Source organism: Streptomyces sp. NBC_01508 (assembly GCF_045040315.1).
Lineage (GTDB): Bacteria > Actinomycetota > Actinomycetes > Streptomycetales > Streptomycetaceae > Streptomyces.
Map to the genome: position 1 here is coordinate 6404617 of NZ_CP109419.1, position 24865 is coordinate 6429481.

The following is a 24865-nucleotide window of genomic DNA, read 5'->3' on the forward strand; positions in this document are numbered from 1 at the left end:
AGCGGGGCGGGGCGGGGCGGTCAGTCGATCCCGAACCGCTCCCAGAGGCGGGGGAGCCGGTCGGCGAGCGCCTGTGAGTCCTCGAAGTCGACGGGCGTGCCCTCGGGCTCCGGGGCCTGCGGGGCGACCCCCAGATCGGGCGCCACCGAGCCGGTGAGCTGTTCGTACGCCTCGTCGGCCGCGTACCCCAGCTCCTCGCCGTCGCCGTCGATCTCCTCGTCGAACTCGCCGATCAGCCCGGCGAGGCTGTCCGGTTCGTGCACGGCGCCCTCGAAGACCTCCCGGCCCTGGCCGATCAGCCAGCAGCGGAAGTAGTCGAACGCGTCGTCGCTCGCGCCGCCGAGCAGAATCGCGGCGGCTGCCCACAGATCCCACTGGTAGGCGCGGTTGTAGCGGTTCTCGAAGTGCCGGGCGAAGTCCAGGACCGAGTCGGGGTCCAGCTGGAGCAGCCGCTCCACGAGGAGATCGGCGTGCTCGTCGGAGTCACCGCCGGCGGCCTCGCGCGTGGCGTCGATGATCTCCCAGAACTCCGTCTCGTCGGTCACGGGTACAGCATCGTGCTTGGCGCCGGGCGGCGCACGCGGGGCGCAGTCGTCGGGTGGAAGCCGGACAGAAGATGTCTCCTTTCCGTGGAACGGTCACCGTGACACCGAGAGAGAAGGAGTCGGCCGATGACCGACGACAGCAAGCCGCTGACCGGAAAGATCGCACTGGTGGCGGGGGCCACCCGCGGCGCGGGCCGGGCGATCGCCGTGGAGCTGGGCGCCGCCGGGGCGACGGTGTACGTGACGGGGCGCACCACGCGCGAGAAGGTCAGCGAGGTCGGGCGGCCCACCGAGACCATCGAGGAGACCGCCGAGCTGGTCACCCGCGCGGGCGGCGAGGGCGTCGCCGTACCGACCGACCATCTGGAGATCGAGCGGGTACGGGCGCTGGTGGAGCGGATCGACCGGGAGCGGGGCCAACTGGATGTGCTGGTCAACGACGTGTGGGGCGGGAACAAGTTCCTCGACTTCGACACACCGGTGTGGGAGCTGGATCTCGAACGCGGGCTGCGGATGCTCGATCTGGGGGTGAGGACCCATCTGATCACCAGCGCCGTCGCGCTGCCGCTGCTGGTACGGCGGCCGGGCGGGCTGGTCATCGAGGTCACCGACGGCACCGCCGAGTCGAACAGGACGCCGCGCGAGAACTTCTACTACGACCTCGCCAAGAACGCCCCGATCCGGATGGCCTACCTGCTGGCCGAGGAGCTGAAGAGCGTGGGCGGCACGGCGGTCGCCGTCACCCCCGGCTTCCTGCGATCCGAGGAAATGCTCGACGGCTTCGGCATCACCGAGGAGAACTGGCGGGACGGCATCAAGATCCACCGGCACTTCGCGCTCTCCGAGACGCCCGTCTATCTGGGCCGGGGGGTCGCGGCGCTCGTCGCCGACCCGGAGCGGGAGCGCTGGGCGGGGCAGGCGCTGTCCAGCGGGCGGTTGGCGAAGGAGTACGGCGTCACGGACGCGGACGGCAGCCGGCCGGACCTGTGGGCGTACATGGCGGCCGAGGCGGCGGCGCCCGGCACCCAGGTCCCCATGGACGGCTACCGGTAGAGACGCGCGGTGCGGTCGGCGGAGTCGGCGAAGCGGGACCGCAGCTCCGCCGGCTCCAGCACCTCCAGCTCCGGCCCGAGGGCGAAGAGCTGGGAGAACGCCACGTCCGCCGACTCGACCGGAAGCGTGAGCGTCGTCCAGCCGTCGTCGTCCGGCGGACCGGCCGCGTCCGCCGCCTCCCGGGCCGAGGCCTGGTCGGTCCGGTACGGCAGCAGGCGCAGGCCCTCCGGGGAGAGCCGGAGCACCATCTCCGTACGGAGGATCGACCGGGTGAACTCCGCCGCCCGCTCGTCCCAGAACGCGGGCAGGTCGAACGACTCGTCGCGTTCGAAGCGCTTGCCGGTGAGCGTGACCTCCGTGAAGCGGTCGATCCGGTAGACCCGGAAGGACGCGTCGACACGGGCGCAGAGGTACCAGACACCCGCCTTGAGCACGAGTCCGTACGGTGCCAACTCCCGCTCCACCTCGGCGTCCTGGCGCCGGTAGCGGGCGACGACGGTGCGGTCGTCCCAGACGGCCTCGGCGACGGCCGGCAGCAGCTCCGGAGTCTGGGGCTCCTTGTACCAGCCGGGCGCGTCCAGGTGGAAACGCTGCGCCGCCGAGTCCGACGCTCCCCTCAGGGAGGGGAGCAGCGCCGCCGACACCTTCAGCCGGGCGGCGGACGCCTCGTCCTGAAGCCCCATCTCACGGAGCGCGTTCGGCAGCCCGGACAGGAACAGGGCCTCCGCCTCGCCGCGTGCCAGGCCCGTGAGGCGGGTGCGGTAGCCGCCGACGAGCCGGTAGCCGCCCGAACGCCCGCGGTCCGCGTAGACGGGCACCCCGGCCTCGGAGAGGGCGAGGGCGTCGCGCGTGACGGTGCGCTCGGACACCTCCAGCTCCCGCGCCAGCTCGGCGCCGGTCATGGCGGGCCGCGCCTGGAGGAGCAGCACCATCTTGATCAGCCGGGCAGCGCGCATGGATCCATTGTCCACGCACGCCGCCGGGGCCGGGGCGGCCCCGCTAGGCCAGGGGCTCCTGGAGTTCCGTCACCCACTTGTCCTTGTCCGCCGGGCATTCGAGGTTGACCTCGCGTGCGTACCCCGCGGAGCGGTGACCGCCGGCGTCCATCCAGCGGCCCAGGAGCTGGGCCGTCGGCACGATCGCCGCCATCGGCCCCCGGTGCATGATCGTCGCGGCCCGTTCGACGGCGGGCAGGTCCACGACCGCGAAGTCCTGGCCGGGCGCCGGTCCGCCGGAGACCGTTACCCCCGCGCGCACCACGATGGCACCGTTCCCCTCGGGGGCGTCCTCGTAGCGGGAGACACCGGGGCCCGTCGGCACCACGCCCGCCGCCTCCAGGCGCCGGAACAGTTCCTCGTACAGAGGGCCGATGACGGGGCCGATGTGCTCGGGGGCGTAACTCTCGGCGGTGGCGGTCAGTTCGGCGAGCCGTACCGCGGGGATGTTCTTGACGACGACGTCTTCGGTGGGCATGCGCCCCTCGCTCTCGATCGACCGGAGCCTCGCCTCGACCTGGCCAAGCCGGGCGGCAGATGCCGCCATCGCCGCCTCCAGCTCGGCCCGCCGCAGCGTGAGCATCCCGCGCAGCTCGTCCGTGCTCACCCGGTCCTCCAGGATCTCCCGCACCTGCTGCAGTGTGAAGCCGAGATCCTTGAGGGCGACGACCCGGTTGAGCCGGGCGAGCTGGGCCGCCGTGTAGTAGCGGTAGCCGCTGAACGGGTCGGTGTGGGCGGGACGCAGCAGCCCGATCGCGTCGTAGTGGCGCAGCATGCGGGCCGATACGCGGCCGTGCCTGGCAAAGTCTCCGATGGTGAACATGACGTCCCCTACTGCACGAGTTCACACGGTGTCAGGGTCAAGCATGGGTGTCAGGGTCAAGCATGGCGCACCGGCGCGAGCCTCCGTAGGAAGGGGCCCCCGGCGAGGGCCCCTTCCTACGGAGGGCGTGTCGTTCAGAGGCCGTAGCGCTCGCGCGCCTCCTTCACCGCCGACGCGGGCACCTCGCCGCGCCGCGCGAGCTGCGCCAGCGCCGCGACCGTGATCGATCGGGCGTCGACGCCGAAGTGCCTACGGGCGGCCTCACGCGTGTCGGAGAGCCCGAAGCCGTCCGTCCCGAGCGAGGAGTAGTCCTGCTCGACCCACTGGCTGATCTGGTCGGGCACCTGACGCATCCAGTCGCTGACGGCCAGCACCGGTCCCGGCGCCCCGTCCAGGGCGCGGGTCACGTACGGCGTGCGCTGCTCGCCGCGCAGCAGCGCCTCGTCGGCCTCCAGGGCGTCCCTGCGCAGCTCGCCCCAGGACGTCGCCGACCAGACGTCGGCCGTGACCCCCCACTCGGCCGCGAGCAGTTCCTGGGCCTCAAGGACCCAGTGGATGGCCGTGCCGGAGGCGAGCAGCTGGAGCCTCGGCGCGTCCGCCTTGGCGGGCACGCCCTCCTTGAAGCGGTACAGGCCCTTGACGATGCCCTCCTCCACGCCTTCGGGCATGGCGGGCTGCGGCTTCGGCTCGTTGTAGACCGTGAGGTAGTAGAAGACGTCCGAGTCCTCGCCGGGGGCTGCCTGGCCGTACATCCGCCGCAGGCCGTCCTTGACGATGACCGCGATCTCGTACGCGAACGCCGGGTCGTAGTTGAGCGAGGCCGGGTTCGTCGCCGCGAGCAGGTGCGAATGGCCGTCCGCGTGCTGGAGGCCCTCGCCCGTCAGGGTCGTACGGCCGGCCGTCGCGCCGACGATGAAGCCCTTGCCGAGCTGGTCGGCGAGCTGCCACATCTGGTCGCCCGTGCGCTGCCAGCCGAACATCGAGTAGAAGATGTAGAACGGGATCATCGTCTCGCCGTGCGTCGCGTACGACGTCGCGGCGGCGATGAAGTCGGCCATCGAACCGGCCTCGGTGATCCCCTCGTTGAGGATCTGGCCGTCCTTGGCCTCCTTGTAGTACATGATCTGGTCGCGGTCGACCGGGTCGTACGTCTGGCCCAGCGGCGAGTAGATCCCGGCGGACGGGAACAGCGCCTCCATGCCGAACGTACGCGCCTCGTCCGGGACGATCGGGACCCAGCGCCTGCCGGTCTCCTTGTCCCGCATCAGGTCCTTCACGAGCCGCACGAACGCCATGGTCGTGGCGACGGACTGCTTGCCGGAACCCTTGTAGACGGCAGTGAACGCCTTCTCGGAGGGCTCCGGCAGGGCGACGGCATGCACTCGGCGGGCCGGGGCGGGCCCGCCGAGTTCCGCACGCCGCTCCTGTAGGTAGCGGACTTCGGGGGAGTCGGCGCCGGGGTGGCCGTACGGCACCAACTCGTCGGTCAACTTCGAGTCGGGGATGGGAAGTTCGAGCAGGTCCCGCATGGTGCGGAACTGGTCGCCGGAGAGCTTCTTCATCTGGTGGTTGGCGTTGCGCGACTCGAAGCCGGTGCCGAGCGTGTAGCCCTTCACCGTCTGGGCGAGGACCACGGTCGGCGCGCCCTTGTGGGCGAGCGCGGCGCGGTAGGCCGCGTACACCTTGCGGGCCTCGTGGCCGCCGCGCGAGGTGTGGAAACACTCGGCGATCTTCGCGTCGGTCAGCAGCTTCGCCAGCTCGGCGAGCGCGGGCTCGGCGCCGAAGAAGTGCTCACGGATGTACGCGACGTCGCGGGTCGCGTACGTCTGGAACTGCGCGTCCGGTACGGCACGCAGCCTCCTTACGAGGGCGCCCGTGGTGTCGAGCGCGAACAGCTCGTCCCAGGCGGAGCCCCACAGCGACTTGACGACGTTCCAGCCCGCGCCGCGGAACTGGGACTCCAGCTCCTGCACGATCTTGAAGTTCGCGCGGACGGGGCCGTCGAGGCGCTGGAGGTTGCAGTTGATGACGAAGGTGAGGTTGTCGAGCCCTTCGCGGGCCGCGAGGGCCAGTGCCGCCGTCGACTCGGGCTCGTCCATCTCGCCGTCGCCGAGGAACGCCCATACGTGGGAGGCGGAGGTGTCCTTGATCCCGCGGTTCGTCAGATAGCGGTTGAAGCGCGCCTGGTAGATCGCGGAGAGCGGGCCGAGACCCATGGAGACGGTGGGGAACTCCCACAGCCAGGGCAGCCGCCGCGGATGCGGGTACGAGGGAAGGCCCTGGCCGCCCGCCTCCTGGCGGAAGTGGTCGAGCTGCCGCTCGGTGAGCCGTCCGTCGAGGAACGCGCGGGCGTAGACGCCGGGGGAGGCGTGGCCCTGTATGTAGAGCTGGTCGCCGGAGCCGGGGGACTCCTTGGAGTCCTTGCCGCGGAAGAAGTGGTTGAAGCCCGTCTCGTAGAGCCAGGCGGCCGAGGCGAAGGTGGCGATATGGCCGCCGACGCCCAGGCGCGAGCCACGGGTGACCATCGCGGCCGCGTTCCAGCGGTTCCAGCCGGCGATCCGGCTCTCCATCGCCTCGTCGCCGTCGAAGACGGGCTCGGCGGCGGTCGGGATGGTGTTCAGGTAGTCCGTTTCCAGCAGAGCGGGCACCGGGACTCCGGTGCGCTCGGCGTGCTGGAGGGTGCGCCGCATCAGGTACGCCGCACGGTGCGGGCCCGCGTGCTCGGTGACGGCGTCGAGTGAGGCCGCCCACTCGGCGGTTTCCTCGGCGTCGCGGTCCGGGAGCTGGTCGAGCTCGCTCGGAAGCTTGCCTACGGGGTCGGGCATGGTCGCCGCCTTCCGGTCACACAGGAGGGGGTGGAGAAAAAGTGGAGAGAAGCCGTGTCTGGCAGGACAGGGCGATGGGCTGGGTGCAGCCCCGCTGTCGACTGTAAGTCGCTGATCGATGATCGATCAAAGAGTTGACGGCAAAATTTCATGATCTGAAGAAATTGGCATCCAGTGCCGGTGGGAGGGGCACGCGGTGACGCCGCGAAACGGTATGAATCGGGTGGCCGATCAGGCGCGCGGTGCACATCCGAGCACGTGCTCCTTCACCAGTGCGCCGATACGGGGATCCCGGCGGCGGAACGCCTCCACCAGTTCCTGGTGCTCCTCCGCGTACGACTTCTGGACCGTGCCGAGCCACCGGATGGACAGCGCCGTGAACACCTCGATGCCGAGCCCCTCCCAGGTGTGCAGCAGCACGCTGTTCCGGGCGGCGCGCACCAGCTCGCGGTGGAAGTCGACGGTGTGCCGCACCTGCGCCGTCCCGTCGGCCCGCCGGTCGGCCTCGTACAGCGCCGTCACGTGCGGCTCCAGGGCGGAGGTGTCGGCGGCCAGCCGCTCGGCGGCCAGCTCGGCGGCGATCTGCTCCAGACCGGCCCGCACCGGGTAACTCTCCTCCAGGTCGGCGGCGGTCAGATTCCGTACCCGTACACCCTTGTTGGGCGCTGACTCGATCAGCCGCAGCGACTCCAGTTCGCGCAGCGCCTCGCGTACGGGCGTCTGGCTGACGGCCAGCTCGGTCGCGATACCCCGCTCGACGATCCGCTCACCCGGCTTCCAGCGTCCGCTGACGATGCCCTCCACGATGTGCTCGCGGATCTGCTCGCGCAGCGAGTGGACGACGGGCGGGGTCATGACGGGGCTCCTTCGGGTGGCCGTGGCCGAGGTTACCTCTCCCGGCGGGGCGGCCAGGGGGTCATGACTGAGGGAGGACGAGACTTTTGCCCCGAGCCCTCCGGCCGGCGCGCGTACGACGGCCGTTGGGCACGCGAAGGCGCCCCCGGGCCGGATCTCTCCGGGCGGGGGCGCCGTCGTGCCGTACAGCGTGGTCCAGGGGAGGACTACAGACCGAGTTCGACCTCGAACTCGCCCGCTTCCAGGATCCCCTTGACCGCCGTCAGATAGCGGGCGGCGTCCGCGCCGTCCACCAGGCGGTGGTCGTAGGAGAGCACGACGTGGACCATGTCGCGGATCGCGATCGTCTCGCCGAGGTCCGGGTGGTTGATGACCACCGGGCGGCGGACCGTCGCTCCGATGCCCAGGATGGCGACCTGGTTCGGGGGCACGATGATCGTGTCGAACAGGGCGCCGCGCGAGCCGGTGTTGCTGATGGCGAAGGTCGCGCCGGACAGCTCGTCCGGTGTGATCTTGCTGCCGCGGACCTTGCCCGCCAGCTCGGCGGTCTTCTTGGCGATACCGGCCAGGTTGAGATCGCCCGCGCCCTTGATGACCGGCGTCATCAGACCCTTCTCGGAGTCGACGGCGATGCCGATGTCCTCCGAGTCGTAGTACGTGATGGTGCCTTCGGCCTCGTTGATACGGGCGTTGACCGCCGGGTTCGCCTTCAGCGCCTGGGCCGCGGCCTTGACGAAGAACGGCATCGGGGACAGCTTCACGCCCTCACGGGCGGCGAAGGAGTCCTTGGCCTGCGCGCGCAGCTTCATCAGCTTCGTGATGTCGACCTCGATGACCGACGTCAACTGGGCCTGGCCGTGCAGCGCCTTCATCAGGTTGTCGCCGATGACCTTGCGCATACGCGGCATCTTGACCGTCTGGCCACGCAGCGGGGAGACCTCCAGCTTGGGGGCCTTCGACGCGGCGGGTGCCGGGGCGGCGGTGGGTGCCGGAGCCTGCGCGGCGGCCTTGGCGGCCTCCGCGGCGGCGACGACGTCCTGCTTACGGATGCGGCCACCGACGCCGGTGCCCTTGACCGAGGCCAGGTCGACGCCGTTCTCCGCGGCGAGCTTGCGCACGAGCGGAGTCACGTACGCGCCGTCGTCGCCGGAACCGGCGGCGGGGGGCGCGGGTGCGACGGCCACCGCGGGAGCCGGGGCGGCGGGAGCCGCCGGGGCCGGTGCGGCGGCGGGAACGGGCGCCGGGGCGGGCGGTGCCTGCGGGGCCGGTGCGGGAGCGGCGGCGGGAGCCGGTGCGGGAGCCTCCTGCTTCGGAGCCTCCTGCTTCGGCGCGGCCGGGGCCGGTGCCGGGGCAGCCGCCGGAGCGGCACCTTCGGCGCCGATCACGGCCAGCTTCGCGCCGATCTCCGCCGTCTCGTCCTCGCCGACCACGATCTCCAGCAGCACACCGGCGACCGGGGCGGGAATCTCCGTGTCGACCTTGTCCGTCGAGACCTCCAGCAGCGGCTCGTCGGCCTCGACCGCGTCGCCGACCTCCTTGAGCCAGCGGGTGACGGTGCCCTCGGTGACGCTCTCGCCGAGCGCCGGGAGGGTGACGTCCGTGCCCTCGGCGGAGCCGCCGGCCGGTGCCGCGGCGGCCGGCGCGGGCGCCGGAGCCTCGGTCTCGGCGGCCGGCGCCGCAGGGGCCTCCTGGGCGGGAGCGGGAGCCGGCGTGGGCTCCGGCGCGGCCTCGGCCGGAGCCGCGGCCTGCTGCGGCGCCTCGGCGGCGGCCGCGCCGCCCGAACCGTCGTCGATCACGGCCAGCTCGGCGCCGATCTCGACCGTCTCGTCCTCGGCGACCTTGATCGACGCCAGTACCCCCGCGGCGGGCGCCGGGATCTCGGTGTCGACCTTGTCGGTGGAGACCTCCAGCAACGGCTCGTCGGCCTCGACGCGCTCGCCCTCGGCCTTCAGCCAGCGGGTGACAGTGCCCTCGGTGACGCTCTCGCCGAGCGCCGGCAGGGTTACGGAAACCGCCATGGTTTCAGCTGCTCCTAACGGTGGGATCTCCCCAGCTTGCGCGGAGCGCCGAGCGAGGGGAGGTGCGGTAGTGGTCGTCGTGCCCGGACCGGCGCATCAGTCGTGGGCGTGGAGGGGCTTGCCGGCCAGAGCCAGGTGGGCCTCGCCGAGGGCTTCGTTCTGCGTCGGGTGCGCGTGGATGAGCTGCGCGACCTCGGCCGGCAGAGCCTCCCAGTTGTAGATCAGCTGAGCTTCGCCGACCTGCTCGCCCATCCGGTCACCGACCATGTGGACGCCGACCACGGCGCCGTCCTTGACCTGGACGAGCTTGATCTCGCCCGCGGTCTTCAGGATCTTGCTCTTGCCGTTGCCCGCGAGGTTGTACTTCAGGGCGACGACCTTGTCCGCACCGTAGATCTCCTTGGCCTTGGCCTCGGTGATACCGACGGAGGCGACCTCGGGGTGGCAGTACGTCACCCGGGGCACGCCGTCGTAGTCGACGGGGACGGTCTTCAGGCCCGCCAGCCGCTCCGCCACGAGGATGCCCTCGGCGAAGCCGACGTGCGCGAGCTGGAGCGTCGGGACGAGGTCACCGACGGCCGAGATCGTCTCCACGTTCGTCCGCATGTACTCGTCCACGAGCACGAAGCCGCGGTCCATCGCGACGCCCTGCTCCTCGTAGCCGAGGCCCTGCGAGACGGGGCCGCGGCCGATCGCGACCAGCAGCACCTCCGCGTCGAAGGTCTTGCCGTCGGCCAGCGTGACGCGCACACCGTCCTGCGTGTATTCGGCCTTGTCGAAGAAGGTGCCGAGGTTGAACTTGATACCGCGCTTGCGGAAGGCCCGCTCCAGGAGCTTGGAGCTGTTCTCGTCCTCGACCGGCACGAGGTGCTTGAGACCCTCGATGACGGTCACGTCCGTACCGAAGGACTTCCACGCCGAGGCGAACTCGACGCCGATGACGCCGCCGCCCAGGACGATCGCCGTCTTGGGGACGCGGTCCAGCGTCAGCGCGTGGTCCGAGGAGATGATCCGCTGACCGTCGATCTCCAGGCCGGGCAGCGACTTCGGTACGGAGCCGGTGGCGAGCAGCACATGGCGGCCCTGCACGCGGCGCCCGTCGACGTCGACGGAGGTCGGGGAGGAGAGCCGCCCCGCACCCTCGATATAGGTCACCTTGCGGGAGGCGACCAGGCCCTGAAGTCCCTTGTAGAGACCGGAGACGACCTCGTCCTTGTACTTGTGGACCCCCGCGATGTCGATGCCTTCGAAGGTGGTCTTGACCCCGAACTGCTCCGACTCGCGCGCCTGGTCGGCGATCTCGCCGGCGTGCAGCAGGGCCTTCGTGGGGATGCAGCCGTTGTGCAGGCAGGTGCCGCCGAGCTTGTTCTTCTCGATCAGGGCGACGTCCAGGCCCAGCTGCGCTCCGCGCAGCGCCGCGGCGTAACCGCCGCTACCGCCGCCGAGGATCACTAGGTCGAAAACGGTGCTGGCGTCGTTCGCCACGTCACGTCCTCCATGCATGTGCGCCGGGCGCGGTCGATGACCGGGCGGCGGCTGGTGTTCGGCCGCTTTTTCGTCGGCCCTGTGGTGGGGGCCCTGTCCTGCCGAGAACCCATCTTCGCACTTGTCGGTGGGCGGCGGGACGCGGGGCCGGGGTCTGAGGCGGCCGGTCGGCCGCGATCAGGGGGTTACTGGCTCGTACGGTGTCGTACGGACGCTCGTACGGATGCCCGTACGCGCGCCGTACATACGTCGTACGGGGTGGGCGGCGAAAATGCCGGGCGCGCCCGGCGCTTTCGCCGGGGGCGGAACGGCCCGCCCCGCGGGCCCCGGTACTCAACCGGAACCCACCGAGCGGGCCACACATTCCCCACGGCGGCCGGCGGCCCCTGGGGGCGCCGACCGCGCGGTCAGCCCAGGTCGCCCGCGGCGGTGCGCTCGGCGAGCTTGACCAGCGTGCGGACCGACGAGCCCGTGCCGCCCTTGGGCGTGTAGCCGTACGGCGCGCCTTCGTGGAAGGCCGGGCCGGCGATGTCCAGGTGCGCCCAGGTGATGCCCTCGCCCACGAACTCCTGGAGGAACAGTCCGGCGACCAGGCCGCCGCCCATGCGCTCACCCATGTTCGCGATGTCGGCGGTGGGGGAGTCCATGCCCTTGCGCAGCTCGGTCGGCAGCGGCATCGGCCAGGACGCCTCGCCGACCTCCTCGGCGATCTCGTGCAGGGAGGTACGGAACGCCTCGTCGTTCGACATGATGCCGAACGTCCGGTTGCCCAGCGCCACGACCATGGCGCCGGTCAGCGTGGCCACGTCCACGATCGCGTCGGGCTTCTCCTCGCAGGCCCGGGTGATCGCGTCCGCGAGGACGAGCCGGCCCTCGGCGTCGGTGTTCAGCACCTCGACGGTCTTGCCGCTGTACATGCGCAGGACGTCGCCGGGGCGCGTCGCGGTGCCGGACGGCATGTTCTCGGCGAGCGCGAGCCAGCCGGTCACATTGACCTGGAGCCCGAGCCTGGCCGCCGACACGACGGCGGCGAGGACGGCGGCGGCGCCGCTCATGTCGCACTTCATCGTCTCGTTGTGGCCCGGCGGCTTGAGCGAGATGCCGCCCGAGTCGTAGGTGATGCCCTTGCCGACCAGGGCGATCGTCTTCTTGGCCTTGGCGTGCGTGTACTCCAGGCGTACGAGGCGCGGGCCGTGCTCCGCTCCCTGGCCGACGCCGACGAGACCGCCGTAGCCGCCCTTGACGAGCGCCTTCTCGTCGGTGACCTGGACCTTGACGCCGTGCTCCTTGCCGGCGGCCGTGGCGACGGCGGCGAAGGTCTCCGGGTAGAGGTCGTTCGGCGGGGTGTTGATCAGGTCGCGGGCGCGGTTGATCTCCTCGGTCAGCGAGATCGCGCGCTCGACCGCGGCCTTGTACGCCTTGTCGCGCGGCTTCGCGCCGAGCAGCGTGATCTCGCCGAGCGGCTGCTTCGCGCCGTCGTCCTTGCCGCCCTTGCCGGCCGCGTCGGCGGACTTCTCCGTGCCGCGGTACGCGGTGAAGGCGTACGCGCCGAGCAGCGCGCCCTCCGCGACGGCCTCGATGTCCTCGGCCGCCTCCACGGGCAGCGCGAACGCGGCCTTCTTGGCGCCGGAGAGGGTACGGGCGGCGACACCGGCGGCGCGGCGGAGGGTCTCGGCGCCGTACGCCTCGTCCTTCTGCGGGGCGGTGCCGAGGCCGACCGCGATGACGATCGGGACCTTGAGGCCGGACGGCGCGGGGAGCTTGGTCGCCTCGCCCTCGGCACCCGTGGCGCCGAGGGACTCCAGGACGGAGGCGAGCTTGCCGTCGTACGCCTTGTCCACGGCCTCGGCGCCCGGCGCGAGGGCCGGGCCCTTGGCTCCCTTGGCGACGCCGACGACGATCGCGTCGGCGCGCAACGTCGCCGCGCCGGCTGTGCTGAGAGTGAGAGCAGTCACGGTGGTGAAATCTCGCTTCCATAGAAGTTCTTCGGCGGAAGCCGGTCTTTCGCAGGCCCGGCCGTGCCCACCGCATCGTAATTCCGCCTGCGGAGCACCTGGAACGAGCCTACGCGCGGTGCTCACCGCCCCTCACGGCGGCGGTCGTGCTCGGCCGGAACCGGGCCCAGGCACACCCGCCGTCAGCCCGCCAACAGCCCGCCGTCAGCCCAGGGTCAGGACGACCAGGGCCGCGGTGGCCGCCGTCTCGGCGAGGCCGCCGAACACGTCCCCGGTGACACCGCCGAAGCGGCGCACGCAGTGGGCGAGCAGCAACTGCGCGGCGCCGAGACCGGCCGCCAGGGCCAGGGCGTGGTGCAGGGCGCCGTACCCGCCGAACAGGCCGCCGCAGGCCGCCGCGCAGACCGCCGTCACCAGGAGCGCGGCCAGCGCCGCCGACCGCGTGGGCACCGAGCCCGCGACGGCGGCGCCCAGACCCTCGGGCCGCGCGGGCGGCACGTCCGTACGCGCGGCCAGCGTGAGCGCGAGCCGCGCGGTGACGGCCGCGACGGCGGCGGCGACGGCGCCGTGGGCCCAGCCCTCGTCGTACAGCTCCGCCAGCGCGGCCACCTGCGTCAGCAGGACGAGCAGCAGGGTGATCACACCGAACGGGCCGATGTCCGACCGCTTCATGATCAGCAGCGCGTCCTTGGCCGGTTTCGCGCTGCCGAGGCCGTCGGCCGTGTCCGCGAGTCCGTCGAGATGCAGGCCCCGGGTGAGTACGGCCGGGACGGCGGTGGTGGCCACGGCGGCGAGCAGCGCGCCCGAACCCGCCAGGAGCAGCAGTCCGCCCACGGCGGCGGCGCACAGGCCGACGACGAGGCCGGCCAGCGGCGCCGCCAGCATCCCGGCACGGGCGGCGGCGCGGTCCCAGTGGGTGACGTGGACCGGGAGCGCGGTGAGCGTGCCGAAGGCGAACCGGATGCCGTCGGCCGCCGGGTGTGTCGAACGGGGGGCGTTCATCGCGCGAAGAGTAGCCGGGACGGGGTCGGCGAGTGGGCGGGCGCCCAGACGGTAGGTTGCCCATACATCTGCAAAAGCCACAAAACGGAGGCGGTGGCATGGGTTCCTGGTTCCACCAGAACTTCGTCGAGCCGGGCAAGGTCCCCATGCTGCTCGCGCTGGTCTCCTTCGTACTGACCTTCATGATCACGCGGATGATCACCCGGCTGATCCGGGCGGGAAAGGGGCCGTTCCGCAACGTCCGGCCCGGCGGGATGCACATCCACCACGTGGTGCCCGGCGTCGTGCTCATGGTGATCGGCGGCTTCGGCGCGGTCGGCAGCGGCAGGCACGGCGTCGGGGCGGCCGTGTGCGCGGTGATCTTCGGGATGGGCGCCGGTCTGGTCCTGGACGAGTTCGCGCTGATCCTGCACCTGGACGACGTGTACTGGACCGAACAGGGCCGGCGGAGCGTGGAGGTCGTGGTTCTCGCCGCCGCGCTGGCGCTCCTCGTACTGAGCGGCTTCTCGCCGCTCGGCGTCGACTCGCTGTCGCCGGAGGAACGGCAGGACCGGGCCTCGCTGTTGCTGAGTCTCGGCCTGAGCTTCGTCTTCGTGCTGATCACGCTCTTCAAGGGGAAGCTGTGGATGGCGCTCGTGGGCGCGCTGGTGCCCCCGGTGGCGATCGTCGGCGCGCTCAGACTGGCGCGGCCGGGCTCGTTCTGGGCCCGCCGGTTCTACCGCCGCCGCCACCGGGCGCGCGCCCGGATGACGCTGCGCGCGTACCACCGCGACCGCCGCTGGTCGGGGCCGCGCCGCCGCGTACAGGACTGGATCGGCGGCGCCCCGGACGGCGAACCGAGGCGGGACGCGACACCCGCGCCGCCGCGCTGAGTCGCGTCCTCAAGTGCGCACACCGCCACGACCAGCAGGATGGCCGCCAGATGCTCACGGCCCGCCAGGTTGTCCTTGAACACGACCTCCAGGACCAGCGTCAGGACCACCACCGCCGCCGTGAACCACGCCCGGTAGTGCCAGCAGACGTAGATCGCCAGCCCCACCACCGCCGCGGACGGGCCGGTGTCGATCACCGAGGCGTTCGAGTGGGGGAGCCCTAGCGGGCCGGCGGCCCCGTCCGGGCCGAGGGCGACGGCGATGCGCGCGTACGCCGTCCCCACCAGCGTCGAGGCGTACGCGATCAGCAGCGTGCGCCATCTGCCCACGCAGATCTCCGCGATCCCGAAGGCCACCAGGATCTGCGCCAGCGCGCCCCACACGGGCAGATCGAGCGCCGGGACGAACAGCGACAACGGCGTCCGTAGGAGGGCGAGCCACAGCGGGTCCTGCGCCCGCACCCCACCGAGGTCGAGGACCGGGCGCAGGCCCCACGACTGGTTCTGCGCGATCTGGAGCAGGGCCGTCAGGAAGACCGCCGCCAGCGTCATGGGGATCGCCCGCCAGCTCCGCCGCGCCAGTGCCGTCCGCACGGTCCGCAGCGGCACACCCCACTCACGGCGGGCGGCCCGGACCACACTCGACCGGATTGATCCCGCTTCTCCCATGAAGCGGGATCATATGAGTCTTATGTCGGGCTTGTTCGGCTGGCATGCGGCGTGCGGTCGGCGGTTCTCGGATTTACGGCTCCGAGGCCCGGCCCGGTCGCCACCGGGGGCCGCGCCGTTGTCCCGTGACCGTGACCGTGGCTCACGGGCGCCGCGCGGATGCCCGCCGTGCGGCAGCAGGTGGGCGACCCGTGGCCCTGGCTCGCGGGCGCCGCCCTACGTGATGTCCTCGTCGAGGCCGGCGCCCGCCGCCTCGGCGGTCTCCGGTGTCTCCAACACCTCGGGCCGCTCGGGCAGTTCGGCAGCCAGCGCCGCCGCGGCCTGGACCATCGGCAGCGCCAGCAGCGCCCCCGTCCCCTCGCCCACGATCACCCCGTGGTCGAGCAGCGGATCGATCGCCATCCGGTCCAGCGCCTTGCCCTGCGCCGGCTCCCCGCTCACCTGGCCCGCGAGCCACCAGTCCGGCGCCCGGAACGCCGCCCGCTGGCCCACCAGCGCGCACGCCGCCGAGACCACGCCGTCCAGGACCACCGGCATCCGCCGCACCGCGCTCTGCAACAGGAAGCCGGTCGTCGCCGCCAGATCCGCGCCGCCCACCGTCGCCAGCAGCTCCAACTGGTCACCGAGCACCGACCGCGCCCTGCGCAGCGCGTCCCTGATCGCCGCGCACTTGCGCATCCACGCCAGGTCGTCGATCCCCGCGCCGCCGCGCCCCGTGACCACGGAGGCGTCCGTACCGCACAGCGCCGCGATCAGGGCGGCGGCCGGAGTCGTACCGCCGACACTCAGATCGCCGAGGACGACCAGATCCGTGCCGGAGTCCGCCTCCTCGTCGGCGATCGCCATCCCGAGCCGTACGGCCCGCTCGGCCTCCTCGATCGTCAGCGCGTCCTCGACGTCGATACGCCCGCTGCCGCGCCGCACCCGGTGGCGCACCACCTCCGTAGGAAGCAGCTCCGGATCGCAGTCGAGACCGGCGTCGATGATCCGTACGGGCACCCCCGCGCGGCGCGCCAGCACGGCCACCGGGCTCTCGCCCTCCAGCACCGCGCGGACCAGCAGATGCGCACTGCCCGCCGGGCGCGCCGAGACGTTCAGCGAGGCGACACCGTGGTCACCGGCGAAGAGCACCACGCGCGGCTGCTCGATGGCCTTGACGGGCACGGTCGCCTGGGCGGCGGACAGCCACTCGGCCAGTTCGTCGAGCCGGCCCAGCGCGCCGGGCGGGACGGCCAGCCGCTCGCGGCGTTCCTCGGCGTCACGCCGCAGACCGCCGTCGGGGCGCTCGATCAGATCGGAGAAGTCGTCGAGATTCAGCGAGCTCATTCGCCGAACAGTACCGGCAGCCCCGCTCCTCGTACCGGCCCGCCCGCCGTCAGCCGCGCAGGGTGAGCGGCTGCCCGGCGACGACCAGCAGGACGTGTTCGCACTCGGCGGCCACGGCCGCGTTCAGCCGCCCCAACTCGTCCCGGAAACGCCTGCCCGACGCCGTCGCGGGCACCACGCCCGAACCCGCCTCGTTGGTCACCAGGACCACCGTGCGGCGTGCCGAGCGCACGGCGCCGACCAGTTCGCCCGTCCGCTCCCGCAGCGCCTCCTCACCGCCCGCGCCCCACGCCGCGTCGTCCCAGGCACCCACCCGGTCCATCGCGTCCGTCAGCCACAGCGACAGGCAGTCGACGAGCACCGGCGGGCGGCCCTCACCGGCGAGCAGCGGCACCAGGTCGCAGGTCTCGGCGGTCCGCCAGGACCCCGGCCGGCGGTCGCGGTGCGCCGCGACCCTGGCCCGCCACTCCGGGTCGCCGTCCCGGGCGCCGCCCGTCGCGACGTACAGCACGCCGGGGAACGCGGCCAGCCGCCGCTCGGCCTCGAAGGACTTGCCGGAGCGCGCGCCGCCCGTCACCAGCGTGCGGCGCGGCAGATCGGGTACGGCGTGGTACTCGCCGACCGTCAGCGTCGTCCCGTCCGGCACGGCCCGCGCGCCCGCCGCCGCCAGCCTGCGGTCCAACTCGGCGCCCGGCGGCACCTCGTGGCCGATGTGGACGGCGACGACATCGGTCGTCGGGCCCACCGCGCCGGCGGCGCGCAGCCGGGCCAGGGCGTCGGGGCGGCCGGTCACATCGGCGACGAGCATGTCGTACGGGGCGGGCGCGGCGTCCCGCGCGGAGCGCGCGCCGCCCCGGCCCGTCCCGCCCCCGCCGGGGAGGTCGCCGTTGCCCGTAGGGAGCCCCGCCGGGGCGCCGCCCGGCGGGAGATACAGCAGCCGCTCGCCGCCGGGGGCCGTCACCTCGTACCCGGTGCCGGGCGAGTCCATCGGCACGGCCTGTACCCGGTGCCCGCTGATCAGCGTCAGCACCCGGCCGTCCGCGACCCGTCCGGCGGTCGGCAGCCCGGCGGGCAGCTCGACGGCCGGACCGTCGTGCGGATGGGTGAGCAGCACCTGCCGTACGCCGGTCAGCGAGTGCCCGGCCCGCGCGGCGGCGAGCGCCGCACCCGGGGTGAGGTCGAGCAGGACCGCGCCGTCCACGAGCAGCGCGGTCGCCGCCCGCGCGAGGGGGCCGCGGGCGGTGGCGCACGCGGCGCACGGGCAGTGGGGGCGGGGGAGTCCGTCGGGGGCGCCGGTGCCGAGCAGAGTGAGTTCCACGCGGATGATCCTCCCGCGTCACCGCTCCGGGTGCGCGCCCGGCTACGCTGCGGGCAGCAAACGGATCATTGTGGCGGGCCCCGGGAGGCGGACATGGCGTGGACGTGGCTGTTCGAGAAGGCCGACGGGACGGAGGTCCAGCCGGCCGTGGAACCGGAGGAGTTCACCACCCAGGGCGACGCCGAGTCCTGGATCGGTGAGGCCTGGAAGGCCCTGCTGGAGGGCGGCGCCGACCAGGTGACGCTCTTCGACGACGGCAGCAAGATCTACGGACCGATGAGCCTTCAGGCCGATCCGCAGACCCCGCCCGACGAGGCCTGACAGCGGGTCCCCGCTTGTCCTCGGGCGGCCGGCGCCCGGGGACGAGCGGGGACGGCCCCGGGCTCAGCGGGCCGACGCCAGGAACTGCGTCGCCGCCAGCTCCCCGTACAGCGGATCGTCCCTGACCAGCTCCTCGTGCGTGCCGACCGCCCGCACCTTCCCCGCGTCCATCACCACGATCCGGTCCGCCAGCGTGACCGTCGACAGCCGGTGCGCCACCACCAGCACCGTCACCTCCCTGGCCACCTCCGCGACCACGTCCCGCAGCGCCATCTCGTTGACCGCGTCCAGCTGGGACGTCGCTTCGTCCAGGAGCAGCAGCCGGGGCCCGCGCAGCAGGGCGCGGGCGATCGCCACCCGCTGCCGCTCACCGCCGGACAGCTTGGACCCGCGGTGGCCGACCAGCGTTTCGAGCCCGTCGGGCAACTGCTCCACGAGCCGTTCCAGCCTCGTCCGCAGGAGGACGTCCCTGATCCGCTCGTCGGTGGCGTCGGGCGCGGCGAAGACCAGATTCTCCCGGAGCGTGCCCGCCAGCACGGGCGCGTCCTGCTCGACGTAACCGATCGACGCGCGCAGCTCGCCCAGCGGCCAGTCGCGCACGTCCCGGCCGTCGACCAGGATCCGGCCGCCCGTCGCGTCGTAGAACCGCTCGATCAGCCCGAACACGGTCGTCTTGCCCGCGCCGGAGGGGCCGACGAAGGCCGTCATCCCGGCGCCGGGCACCTCGAAGGAGACGCCGTGATGGACGAGCGGAAGCCCGTCGCGGTAGCGGAAGGTGACGTCCTCGAAGACCACGGAGGCAGGGGCCGAACGGCCGCCCGCCGACGCCTCCTTGGAAGGATCGGCGGAAGAGTCGGCCCCGGGGGGACCGACCTGCTCCGTCTCCAGCCGCTCCGCCTCGATGATCCGCGCGATGGCCGCCGTACCGACCTGGTACTGCGACGCCGCGTCGACCAGCCGTGACACCGGGTCGATCAGGTAGAAGAGGAACAGCAGGAACGCGATGAGCGTCGAGATCGAGATCGCGCCCGACGCGACCCGCGCCCCGCCGATCCCGAGCACGGCCAGGAACGAGATCTGGATGGCCAGGCCGATCGACGACGAGGCGAGCGCCTGCCACTTCGCGGACCTGACGCCGTGCCTCCAGGCGTCCCGTGCGGCGTCCTCGACGACCGCGGCCTCCCGCTCCTCGGCGCCCGACGCCTTCAGGGTGCGGAAGGCGCCGAAGGCGCGTTCCAGGACGGTGGAGATCCGCCCGACCGCCTCCTGCGAGCGCTGGGTGGCCTGCGCGATCTTGGGCAGGACGAGCGCGAAGGCGCTGCCGATCAGCACGATCACGCCGAGCGTGACCCCGAGCAGCACCGGGTCCATGAACCCCATCAGCACGATCGTCGCGATGAACGTGAGCCCGCCGGTCGCGGCCGACACGATCGACTGGGTGGTCACGGCGCGCAGCAGCGTGGTGTCCGAGGTGACGCGGGACATCAGATCGCCCGGCTGGGTCCGCTCGACCTCCGGCAGCCGCAGCCGCAGCAGCCTCCCTATGAGGCCGCGTCGGGCGGCGAGGACGACGGACTCGGCGGTCCGCTCCAGGATGTAGGCGCCGACCGACTCGATGGCCGTGCCGAGCACCACCAGACCGGTGAGCAGCAGCAGGATCCCGGTGATCGAACCGTCCTCACCGAGCCGGTCCACCAGAGCCTTGGCCGCGAGTGGCTGCGCCAGCCCCGTGGCGGCGCCGACGAGGGTGAGGAGCGCGCCGAGGGCGACGACCCACCGGTGCGGCCGGAAGTGCGCGTACAGGGCCCGCCAGGTCTCCCCGGCGGACAGTTTCGGAGTCTTCTCCGCGCCGCCGATCGCCCGATTGCCGTCACCGGTGTCGTTGCTGTCGCCGCCGGTGTCCGCGCTCGTGTCGCCGCCGGTGGCGCCGCTGTCTGTGTTCCGGACCGTCCCGGTCGTCCCCGTGGTGCTCACATCAGTACGGACGCGCCGCGGACCCGTACACCTGACTGCCCCCGCCCGGTTCCGCGGTCACCCGCGCACCCCGCACAGGTGCAGCAGCGCCGCGACCCTTCGGTACGGCTCCGTGCGCCCGGCCCGGTCCTCCGCGGCCAGCAGCCGCTCCAGCTCGGCCGCCGGGAGCGGCTGGGCGTCGTGGGACATGTTGTCCGAGAAGACGCGCACCCCGTACCAGGTGTGCAGCGGCGCGGCGATCCCCGCGAGCGTCGCCGTCAGCGCGGACAGCCGGTCCGCGCGGACCGTCAGGCCGTGCCTGTTCGTGTACGAGGGGGAGTCGAAGGCGTCCAGCGCCCCCGCCCAGTCCCCGGCGATTCCCGGCCGCAGGGCGAGCGCGTCCGCGTTCCGTACGAGGAGCGAGAGCAGCCCGCCGGGTGCCAGCATCCTGGCCAGCCCCGCGAGCATGGCGTCCGGCTCCTCGACGTACATCAGCACGCCGTGGCAGAGCACCACGTCGAAACCGCCCGGCAGGAAGTGCACCCCGGTCTGGAGACCGTCGCCCTCGACCAGCCTGACCCGCTCCCGGATCCCGGCGGGCTCGGCCGCCAGCGACTCGCGCGCCGAGGCCATCATCGCGGGGTCCGACTCCAGCCCCGTCACCGTGTGTCCGGCGCGCGCCAGCCGCAGGGCTTGGATGCCCAGGCCCATGCCGACGTCCAGCACCCGCAGCCGCTGTCCGACCGGATAGCGCGAGGTCAGCTGTTCGTCGAGCTGCCGGGAGACCAGCTCCTGGCGGACGACGCTCCGCAGCCCGCCGAGCTCGGCGGGCCGACCGGCCGAGCCCCCCGCGGAGCCGGATGCCCCAGTGCTCAGGGCCGGTCCCCGCGCTTGACCTGCGGCTTGGGCAGCCGCAGCCGGCGCATCTGGAGCGTACGCATCAGCGCGTAGGCCACGGCGCCGCGCTTGGGTTCGTTCGGGAAGCGCTCGGCGAGCTGCTTCTTCAGCCGGATCCAGATGCCGACGGAGTCGACGACGATCAGCACGATGATGCCGAGCCAGAGCAGCAGGGCGATGTTCTGGAGCTGACCGACGCGGACCATGCTCAGTACGAGGATGATCACGGCGAGCGGCAGGAAGAACTCGGCCATGCAGAACCGCGCGTCCACGTAGTCGCGGACGAATCGGCGCACCGGACCCTTGTCACGGGCCGGCAGATAGCGCTCGTCACCACTGGCCAGCGCCTCGCGCTGCTTCGCCAGATCGACACGGCGCGCCTCGCGCTGCTTCTTCATCGCCGACTTGCGGTCGGTGGGCGTCGTCGAGGCACGGCGACGCTGGGTCTGGGCCTCACTGCGCTTGGGGGTCGGGCGGCCCTTCGGGGCCTGCGGGTCACGGGTCTGCGTGGAGAGGTCCGCCGTCACCTTGCCGGTGGGGGCCTTCTCGTCCTTGGAGCGGCTACGGAACACAAAGCCCAAGGGTACGGGGTGGGACTCCGGTGCCCTACCCCCGAGGGGAACGATCCGGCAACGGAGGGCGTCTGTACCGGTACAGAGGGGACTTAGCTCCCACTGTCCCCGGAGATCACCTACTCCCTGCGCCGGATCGGCGCCGGGGTCAGTCGTCCTTGGGGATGAGCTCATCCGAGCCCGAACAGTGCGGTAATAGAGGCAGGACCCGTACTGTGGGTTCTGTAGGAGTGCTGGATCCGGTGTCCGTCAGAAGGGGGCGCGCGAAGCCCATGAGCGGTGTGATGAAACGTATGGGGATGATCTTCCGCGCGAAGGCCAACAAGGCCCTGGACAGGGCTGAGGATCCGCGCGAAACCCTCGATTACTCGTACCAGAAGCAGCTTGAGCTGCTTCAGAAGGTGCGCCGCGGCGTCGCCGATGTGGCCACGTCGCGCAAGCGGCTGGAATTGCAGCTGAATCAGCTCCAGGGCCAGTCCACCAAGCTGGAGGACCAGGGCCGCAAGGCGCTGGCGCTCGGCCGCGAGGATCTGGCGCGTGAGGCGCTGTCCCGGCGTGCCGCGCTCCAGCAGCAGGTCAGCGATCTTCAGACGCAGCACACGACGCTGCAGGGCGAGGAGGAGAAGCTCACTCTCGCGGCCCAGCGTCTTCAGGCCAAGGTCGACGCCTTCCGTACGAAGAAGGAGACCATCAAGGCCACCTACACGGCGGCGCAGGCGCAGACCCGGATCGGGGAGGCCTTCTCGGGCATCTCCGAGGAGATGGGCGACGTCGGCATGGCCATCCAGCGTGCCGAGGACAAGACCGCGCAGCTCCAGGCGCGGGCCGGCGCGATCGACGAGTTGCTGGCCTCCGGTGCCCTGGACGACCACTCGGGGCTGGCGAAGGACGACATCGCCGCCGAGCTGGACCGGATCTCCGGTGGTACGGATGTAGAGCTGGAGCTTCAGCGGATGAAGGCCGAGCTGTCGGGCGGTTCGTCGTCGCAGCAGGCCATCGAGGGTGGTGCGGCCGACCGTCAGGACGGCGCGCAGTCCTCGCAGACTCCGAACAAATTCGACAAGAGCTAAGGGCGCGTCATGATCGTACGGATCATGGGGGAGGGCCAGGTGAAGCTCGCGGACAGTCACCTGGCCGAACTGGACAAGCTCGACGACGAACTCCTCGCGGAGATCGACGCCGGTGACGGGGACGGCTTCCACCGGACCTTCCACGCGCTTCTCGACAAGGTGCGCGAGCTGGGCGAGCCGGTGCCCGACGACTCCCTGGAGCCGTCGAGCCTGATTCTGCCCGCCCCGGGCGCCACACTCGAAGAGGTACGCGCACTGCTCAGCGACGACGGTCTGTTCCCTTCCGTCTGATCCTCCGGCCGTCCCGGCACCGCGCGCTCCCGCACTCCTGATGCCCCGTGCCTCACCGCACGGGGCATCGTGCCGTGCCACCGGGCGTACCGTTCCGCTTGTGACCCCACTCGGAACCGGCTTCGACCGCGTAAGAAGCTGGCTGCGGGCCCATCCGCTCGCCTTCGACGCGGGGCTGGCCGCGGCCGTGCTGGTGTGCATGGTGGCCGGCGCGTTCGCCGATCCGCCCTCGCGCCACGACGCGCTGCCCGAGTTCGGCCAGGAGGCCCCCGGGCTGCGCAGCGTGGCCCTGATGGTCCTCGGGGCGGGCGCGCTCGTCTTCCGGCGCCGCGACCCCCTGCCCGTACTCGGCGTCACCGGCGCGGTGGGCGTCGCGGAGCTGCTGGCCAGCGACGCGGTCTCGCCGGTCGCGATGAGCACCGTCATCGCCCTCTACACCGTCGCCTCGCGCACCGACCGTCCGACCACCTGGCGCGTCGGTCTCGCGACCATGGCCACGCTGACGGTCGTCGCGATGCTCTCCGGACCCACCCCCTGGTACACCCAGGAGAATCTCGGCATCTTCGCCTGGACCGGCATGGCCGCGGCCGCCGGCGACGCCGTACGCAGCCGCCGCGCCTTCATCGACGCCATACGGGAACGCGCCGAACGCGCGGAACGCACCCGCGAGGAGGAGGCGCGCCGCCGGGTCGCCGAGGAGCGGCTGCGGATCGCCCGCGATCTGCACGACGTCGTCGCGCACCACATCGCGCTGGTCAACGTCCAGGCGGGCGTCGCTTCGCACATCATGGACAAGCGCCCCGACCAGGCCAAGGAGGCGCTGGCGCATGTACGCGAGGCCAGCCGCTCCGCGCTGAGCGAACTGCGCGCCACGGTCGGCCTGCTCCGCCAGTCCGGCGACCCGGCGGCCCCCACCGAACCGGCCCCCGGCCTCGCGCTCCTCGACGAACTCGTCGGCACCTTCAGGCACGCGGGCCTCCCCGTGGAAGTGGCCCGCGGCGACGCGGACAGCCGCCTGCCCGCCGCCGTCGACCTCGCGGCGTACCGCATCGTCCAGGAGGCGCTGACCAATGTGCGCAAGCACGCGGGCCCCGGCGCGAAGGCCGAGGTGAGCGTCGTACGGGTCGGCCCGACCATCGAGGTCACCGTCCTGGACAACGGCACGGGCACCGGCGAGCCCGCCGACGGCAGCGGCCACGGCCTCCTGGGGATGCGCGAGCGCGTCACCGCCCTCGGCGGCACCCTCACCGCGGGCCCCCGGTACGGGGGCGGCTTCCGTACGCAGGCGATACTGCCGGTCAAGGCACGTACGGCGCGGACGGGGGAGACCACATGACGATCAGGGTGCTGCTCGCGGACGACCAGACACTGCTGCGCAGCGCGTTCCGTGTGCTGGTGGACTCGGAGCCCGACATGGAGGTCGTCGGGGAGGCCGCGGACGGGGCCGAGGCCGTGGCGCTGGCCCGCTCCGAGAAGGCCGACGTCGTCCTGATGGACATCCGGATGCCCGGTACGGACGGGCTTGCCGCCACCCGCATGATCAGCGCCGATCCGGAGCTGGACGGGGTCAGGGTGGTCATGCTGACGACCTTCGAGGTGGACGAGTACGTGGTGCAGTCGCTGCGGGCCGGTGCCTCCGGCTTCCTCGGCAAGGGGGCCGAGCCCGAAGAACTCCTCAACGCCATCCGGATCGCCGCCGCCGGTGAGGCCCTGCTGTCGCCCGTCGCGACGAAGGGGCTCATCGCCACCTTCCTGGCGCAGGGCGGCAGCGCGGGCGAGCGGCCCGACTCGGCGGCGTACTCCAAGCGGCTCGCCGCCCTGACGGTGCGCGAGCGCGAAGTCCTGGTCCTGGTCGCCGGGGGCCACTCCAACGACGAGATCGCGGAGCGTCTGGTGGTCAGTCCGCTCACCGTCAAGACCCATGTGAACCGGGCCATGGCGAAGCTGGGCGCGCGGGACCGGGCGCAATTGGTGGTAATCGCATACGAATCGGGTCTGGTACGTCCACGGGTGGACTAGAG

21 protein-coding genes and 1 pseudogene are annotated in these 24865 nt (G+C 72.2%); 7 read left to right on the forward strand and 15 right to left on the reverse strand.

The features are described 5' to 3' along the window. Positions 1 to 20: 20 nt before the first annotated feature. The gene (locus OG700_RS29655) at positions 21 to 545 is read right to left on the reverse strand and encodes a DUF4240 domain-containing protein (RefSeq protein WP_405618873.1); all 525 of its coding nucleotides are present in this window, start codon (positions 543 to 545) and stop codon (positions 21 to 23) included. 126 nt (positions 546 to 671) lie between these two features. Here OG700_RS29655 and OG700_RS29660 point away from each other — a divergent pair, with 126 nt between their 5' ends. After that, entirely contained in the window at positions 672 to 1598 is a 927-nt protein-coding gene (locus OG700_RS29660; RefSeq protein ID WP_405618875.1) for an SDR family oxidoreductase, read from the forward strand. Here the strand turns inward: OG700_RS29660 and OG700_RS29665 are convergent. From OG700_RS29665 to OG700_RS29700, 8 genes are all read right to left on the reverse strand, one after another. Further along, on the reverse strand, positions 1589 to 2554 hold the full coding sequence (locus tag OG700_RS29665) for a helix-turn-helix transcriptional regulator (protein WP_405618877.1): 966 nt from the start codon (positions 2552 to 2554) through the stop codon (positions 1589 to 1591). The genes OG700_RS29660 and OG700_RS29665 overlap by 10 nt on opposite strands. Before the next feature lie 43 nt (positions 2555 to 2597). Further along, positions 2598 to 3416, reverse strand: a complete 819-nt coding sequence (locus tag OG700_RS29670; RefSeq protein WP_405618879.1) for a MerR family transcriptional regulator — start codon at positions 3414 to 3416, stop codon at positions 2598 to 2600. A 134-nt stretch (positions 3417 to 3550) separates the two neighbouring features. After that, the gene (aceE, locus tag OG700_RS29675; RefSeq protein ID WP_405618881.1) at positions 3551 to 6241 is read right to left on the reverse strand and encodes a pyruvate dehydrogenase (acetyl-transferring), homodimeric type; all 2691 of its coding nucleotides are present in this window, start codon (positions 6239 to 6241) and stop codon (positions 3551 to 3553) included. A gap of 231 nt (positions 6242 to 6472) precedes the next feature. Continuing rightward, positions 6473 to 7096, reverse strand: coding sequence for a GntR family transcriptional regulator (locus OG700_RS29680; protein WP_405618883.1), 624 nt, complete (start codon positions 7094 to 7096; stop codon positions 6473 to 6475). Positions 7097 to 7302: 206 nt separating this feature from the next. Continuing rightward, positions 7303 to 9114 carry a 2-oxoglutarate dehydrogenase, E2 component, dihydrolipoamide succinyltransferase gene (gene sucB / locus OG700_RS29685; protein ID WP_405618885.1) on the reverse strand — a complete coding sequence of 604 codons (1812 nt, stop codon included), beginning with the start codon at positions 9112 to 9114 and terminating at the stop codon, positions 7303 to 7305. A 96-nt stretch (positions 9115 to 9210) separates the two neighbouring features. Beyond that, positions 9211 to 10599 carry a dihydrolipoyl dehydrogenase gene (gene lpdA / locus OG700_RS29690; RefSeq protein WP_405618887.1) on the reverse strand — a complete coding sequence of 463 codons (1389 nt, stop codon included), beginning with the start codon at positions 10597 to 10599 and terminating at the stop codon, positions 9211 to 9213. Between the two features lie 407 nt (positions 10600 to 11006). Beyond that, complete coding sequence (locus OG700_RS29695; protein WP_405618889.1) at positions 11007 to 12554, reverse strand: leucyl aminopeptidase; 1548 nt, start codon at positions 12552 to 12554, stop codon at positions 11007 to 11009. A gap of 204 nt (positions 12555 to 12758) precedes the next feature. Continuing rightward, entirely contained in the window at positions 12759 to 13556 is a 798-nt protein-coding gene (locus OG700_RS29700; protein WP_405618890.1) for an adenosylcobinamide-GDP ribazoletransferase, read from the reverse strand. Between the two features lie 98 nt (positions 13557 to 13654). On the opposite strand from OG700_RS29700, the gene OG700_RS29705 reads away from it, so the two are divergent. Next, entirely contained in the window at positions 13655 to 14428 is a 774-nt protein-coding gene (locus tag OG700_RS29705; protein WP_405618891.1) for a hypothetical protein, read from the forward strand. On the opposite strand, the pseudogene OG700_RS29710 reads toward OG700_RS29705, so the two are convergent. The 3 genes and pseudogenes from OG700_RS29710 to OG700_RS29720 all read right to left on the reverse strand — a co-directional run. Continuing rightward, positions 14362 to 15096, reverse strand: a pseudogene (locus OG700_RS29710) (hypothetical protein); the annotation flags it as partial. The gene OG700_RS29705 and the pseudogene OG700_RS29710 overlap by 67 nt on opposite strands. A gap of 216 nt (positions 15097 to 15312) precedes the next feature. Continuing rightward, entirely contained in the window at positions 15313 to 16422 is a 1110-nt protein-coding gene (gene cobT, locus OG700_RS29715; protein ID WP_405618893.1) for a nicotinate-nucleotide--dimethylbenzimidazole phosphoribosyltransferase, read from the reverse strand. A gap of 49 nt (positions 16423 to 16471) precedes the next feature. Continuing rightward, positions 16472 to 17740, reverse strand: coding sequence for a bifunctional adenosylcobinamide kinase/adenosylcobinamide-phosphate guanylyltransferase (locus tag OG700_RS29720; protein ID WP_405618895.1), 1269 nt, complete (start codon positions 17738 to 17740; stop codon positions 16472 to 16474). A 93-nt stretch (positions 17741 to 17833) separates the two neighbouring features. Here OG700_RS29720 and OG700_RS29725 point away from each other — a divergent pair, with 93 nt between their 5' ends. Next, positions 17834 to 18061, forward strand: coding sequence for a hypothetical protein (locus tag OG700_RS29725; RefSeq protein ID WP_405618897.1), 228 nt, complete (start codon positions 17834 to 17836; stop codon positions 18059 to 18061). 63 nt (positions 18062 to 18124) lie between these two features. On the opposite strand, the gene OG700_RS29730 is transcribed toward OG700_RS29725, so the two are convergent. From OG700_RS29730 to OG700_RS29740, 3 genes are all read right to left on the reverse strand, one after another. Further along, a complete protein-coding gene (locus OG700_RS29730) occupies positions 18125 to 19918 on the reverse strand; it encodes an ABC transporter ATP-binding protein (RefSeq protein ID WP_405622068.1) in 1794 nt (597 codons plus the stop codon). A 174-nt stretch (positions 19919 to 20092) separates the two neighbouring features. Further along, entirely contained in the window at positions 20093 to 20827 is a 735-nt protein-coding gene (locus tag OG700_RS29735) for a class I SAM-dependent methyltransferase (protein ID WP_405622071.1), read from the reverse strand. A gap of 59 nt (positions 20828 to 20886) precedes the next feature. After that, positions 20887 to 21483, reverse strand: a complete 597-nt coding sequence (locus OG700_RS29740) for a DUF3043 domain-containing protein (RefSeq protein WP_405618899.1) — start codon at positions 21481 to 21483, stop codon at positions 20887 to 20889. Between the two features lie 284 nt (positions 21484 to 21767). Between OG700_RS29740 and OG700_RS29745 the strand changes: the two genes are divergently transcribed. From OG700_RS29745 to OG700_RS29760, 4 genes are all read left to right on the forward strand, one after another. Further along, positions 21768 to 22553 carry a PspA/IM30 family protein gene (locus tag OG700_RS29745; protein ID WP_405618901.1) on the forward strand — a complete coding sequence of 262 codons (786 nt, stop codon included), beginning with the start codon at positions 21768 to 21770 and terminating at the stop codon, positions 22551 to 22553. A gap of 9 nt (positions 22554 to 22562) precedes the next feature. Further along, on the forward strand, positions 22563 to 22844 hold the full coding sequence (locus OG700_RS29750) for a hypothetical protein (RefSeq protein WP_405618903.1): 282 nt from the start codon (positions 22563 to 22565) through the stop codon (positions 22842 to 22844). A 100-nt stretch (positions 22845 to 22944) separates the two neighbouring features. Further along, positions 22945 to 24180 (forward strand): sensor histidine kinase, encoded by a 1236-nt coding sequence (locus OG700_RS29755; RefSeq protein ID WP_405618905.1) that lies wholly within the window; start codon positions 22945 to 22947, stop codon positions 24178 to 24180. After that, positions 24177 to 24863 (forward strand): response regulator, encoded by a 687-nt coding sequence (locus OG700_RS29760; protein WP_405618907.1) that lies wholly within the window; start codon positions 24177 to 24179, stop codon positions 24861 to 24863. The genes OG700_RS29755 and OG700_RS29760 overlap by 4 nt, the downstream gene beginning before the upstream one ends. The last annotated feature ends 2 nt before the right edge of the window (positions 24864 to 24865 follow it).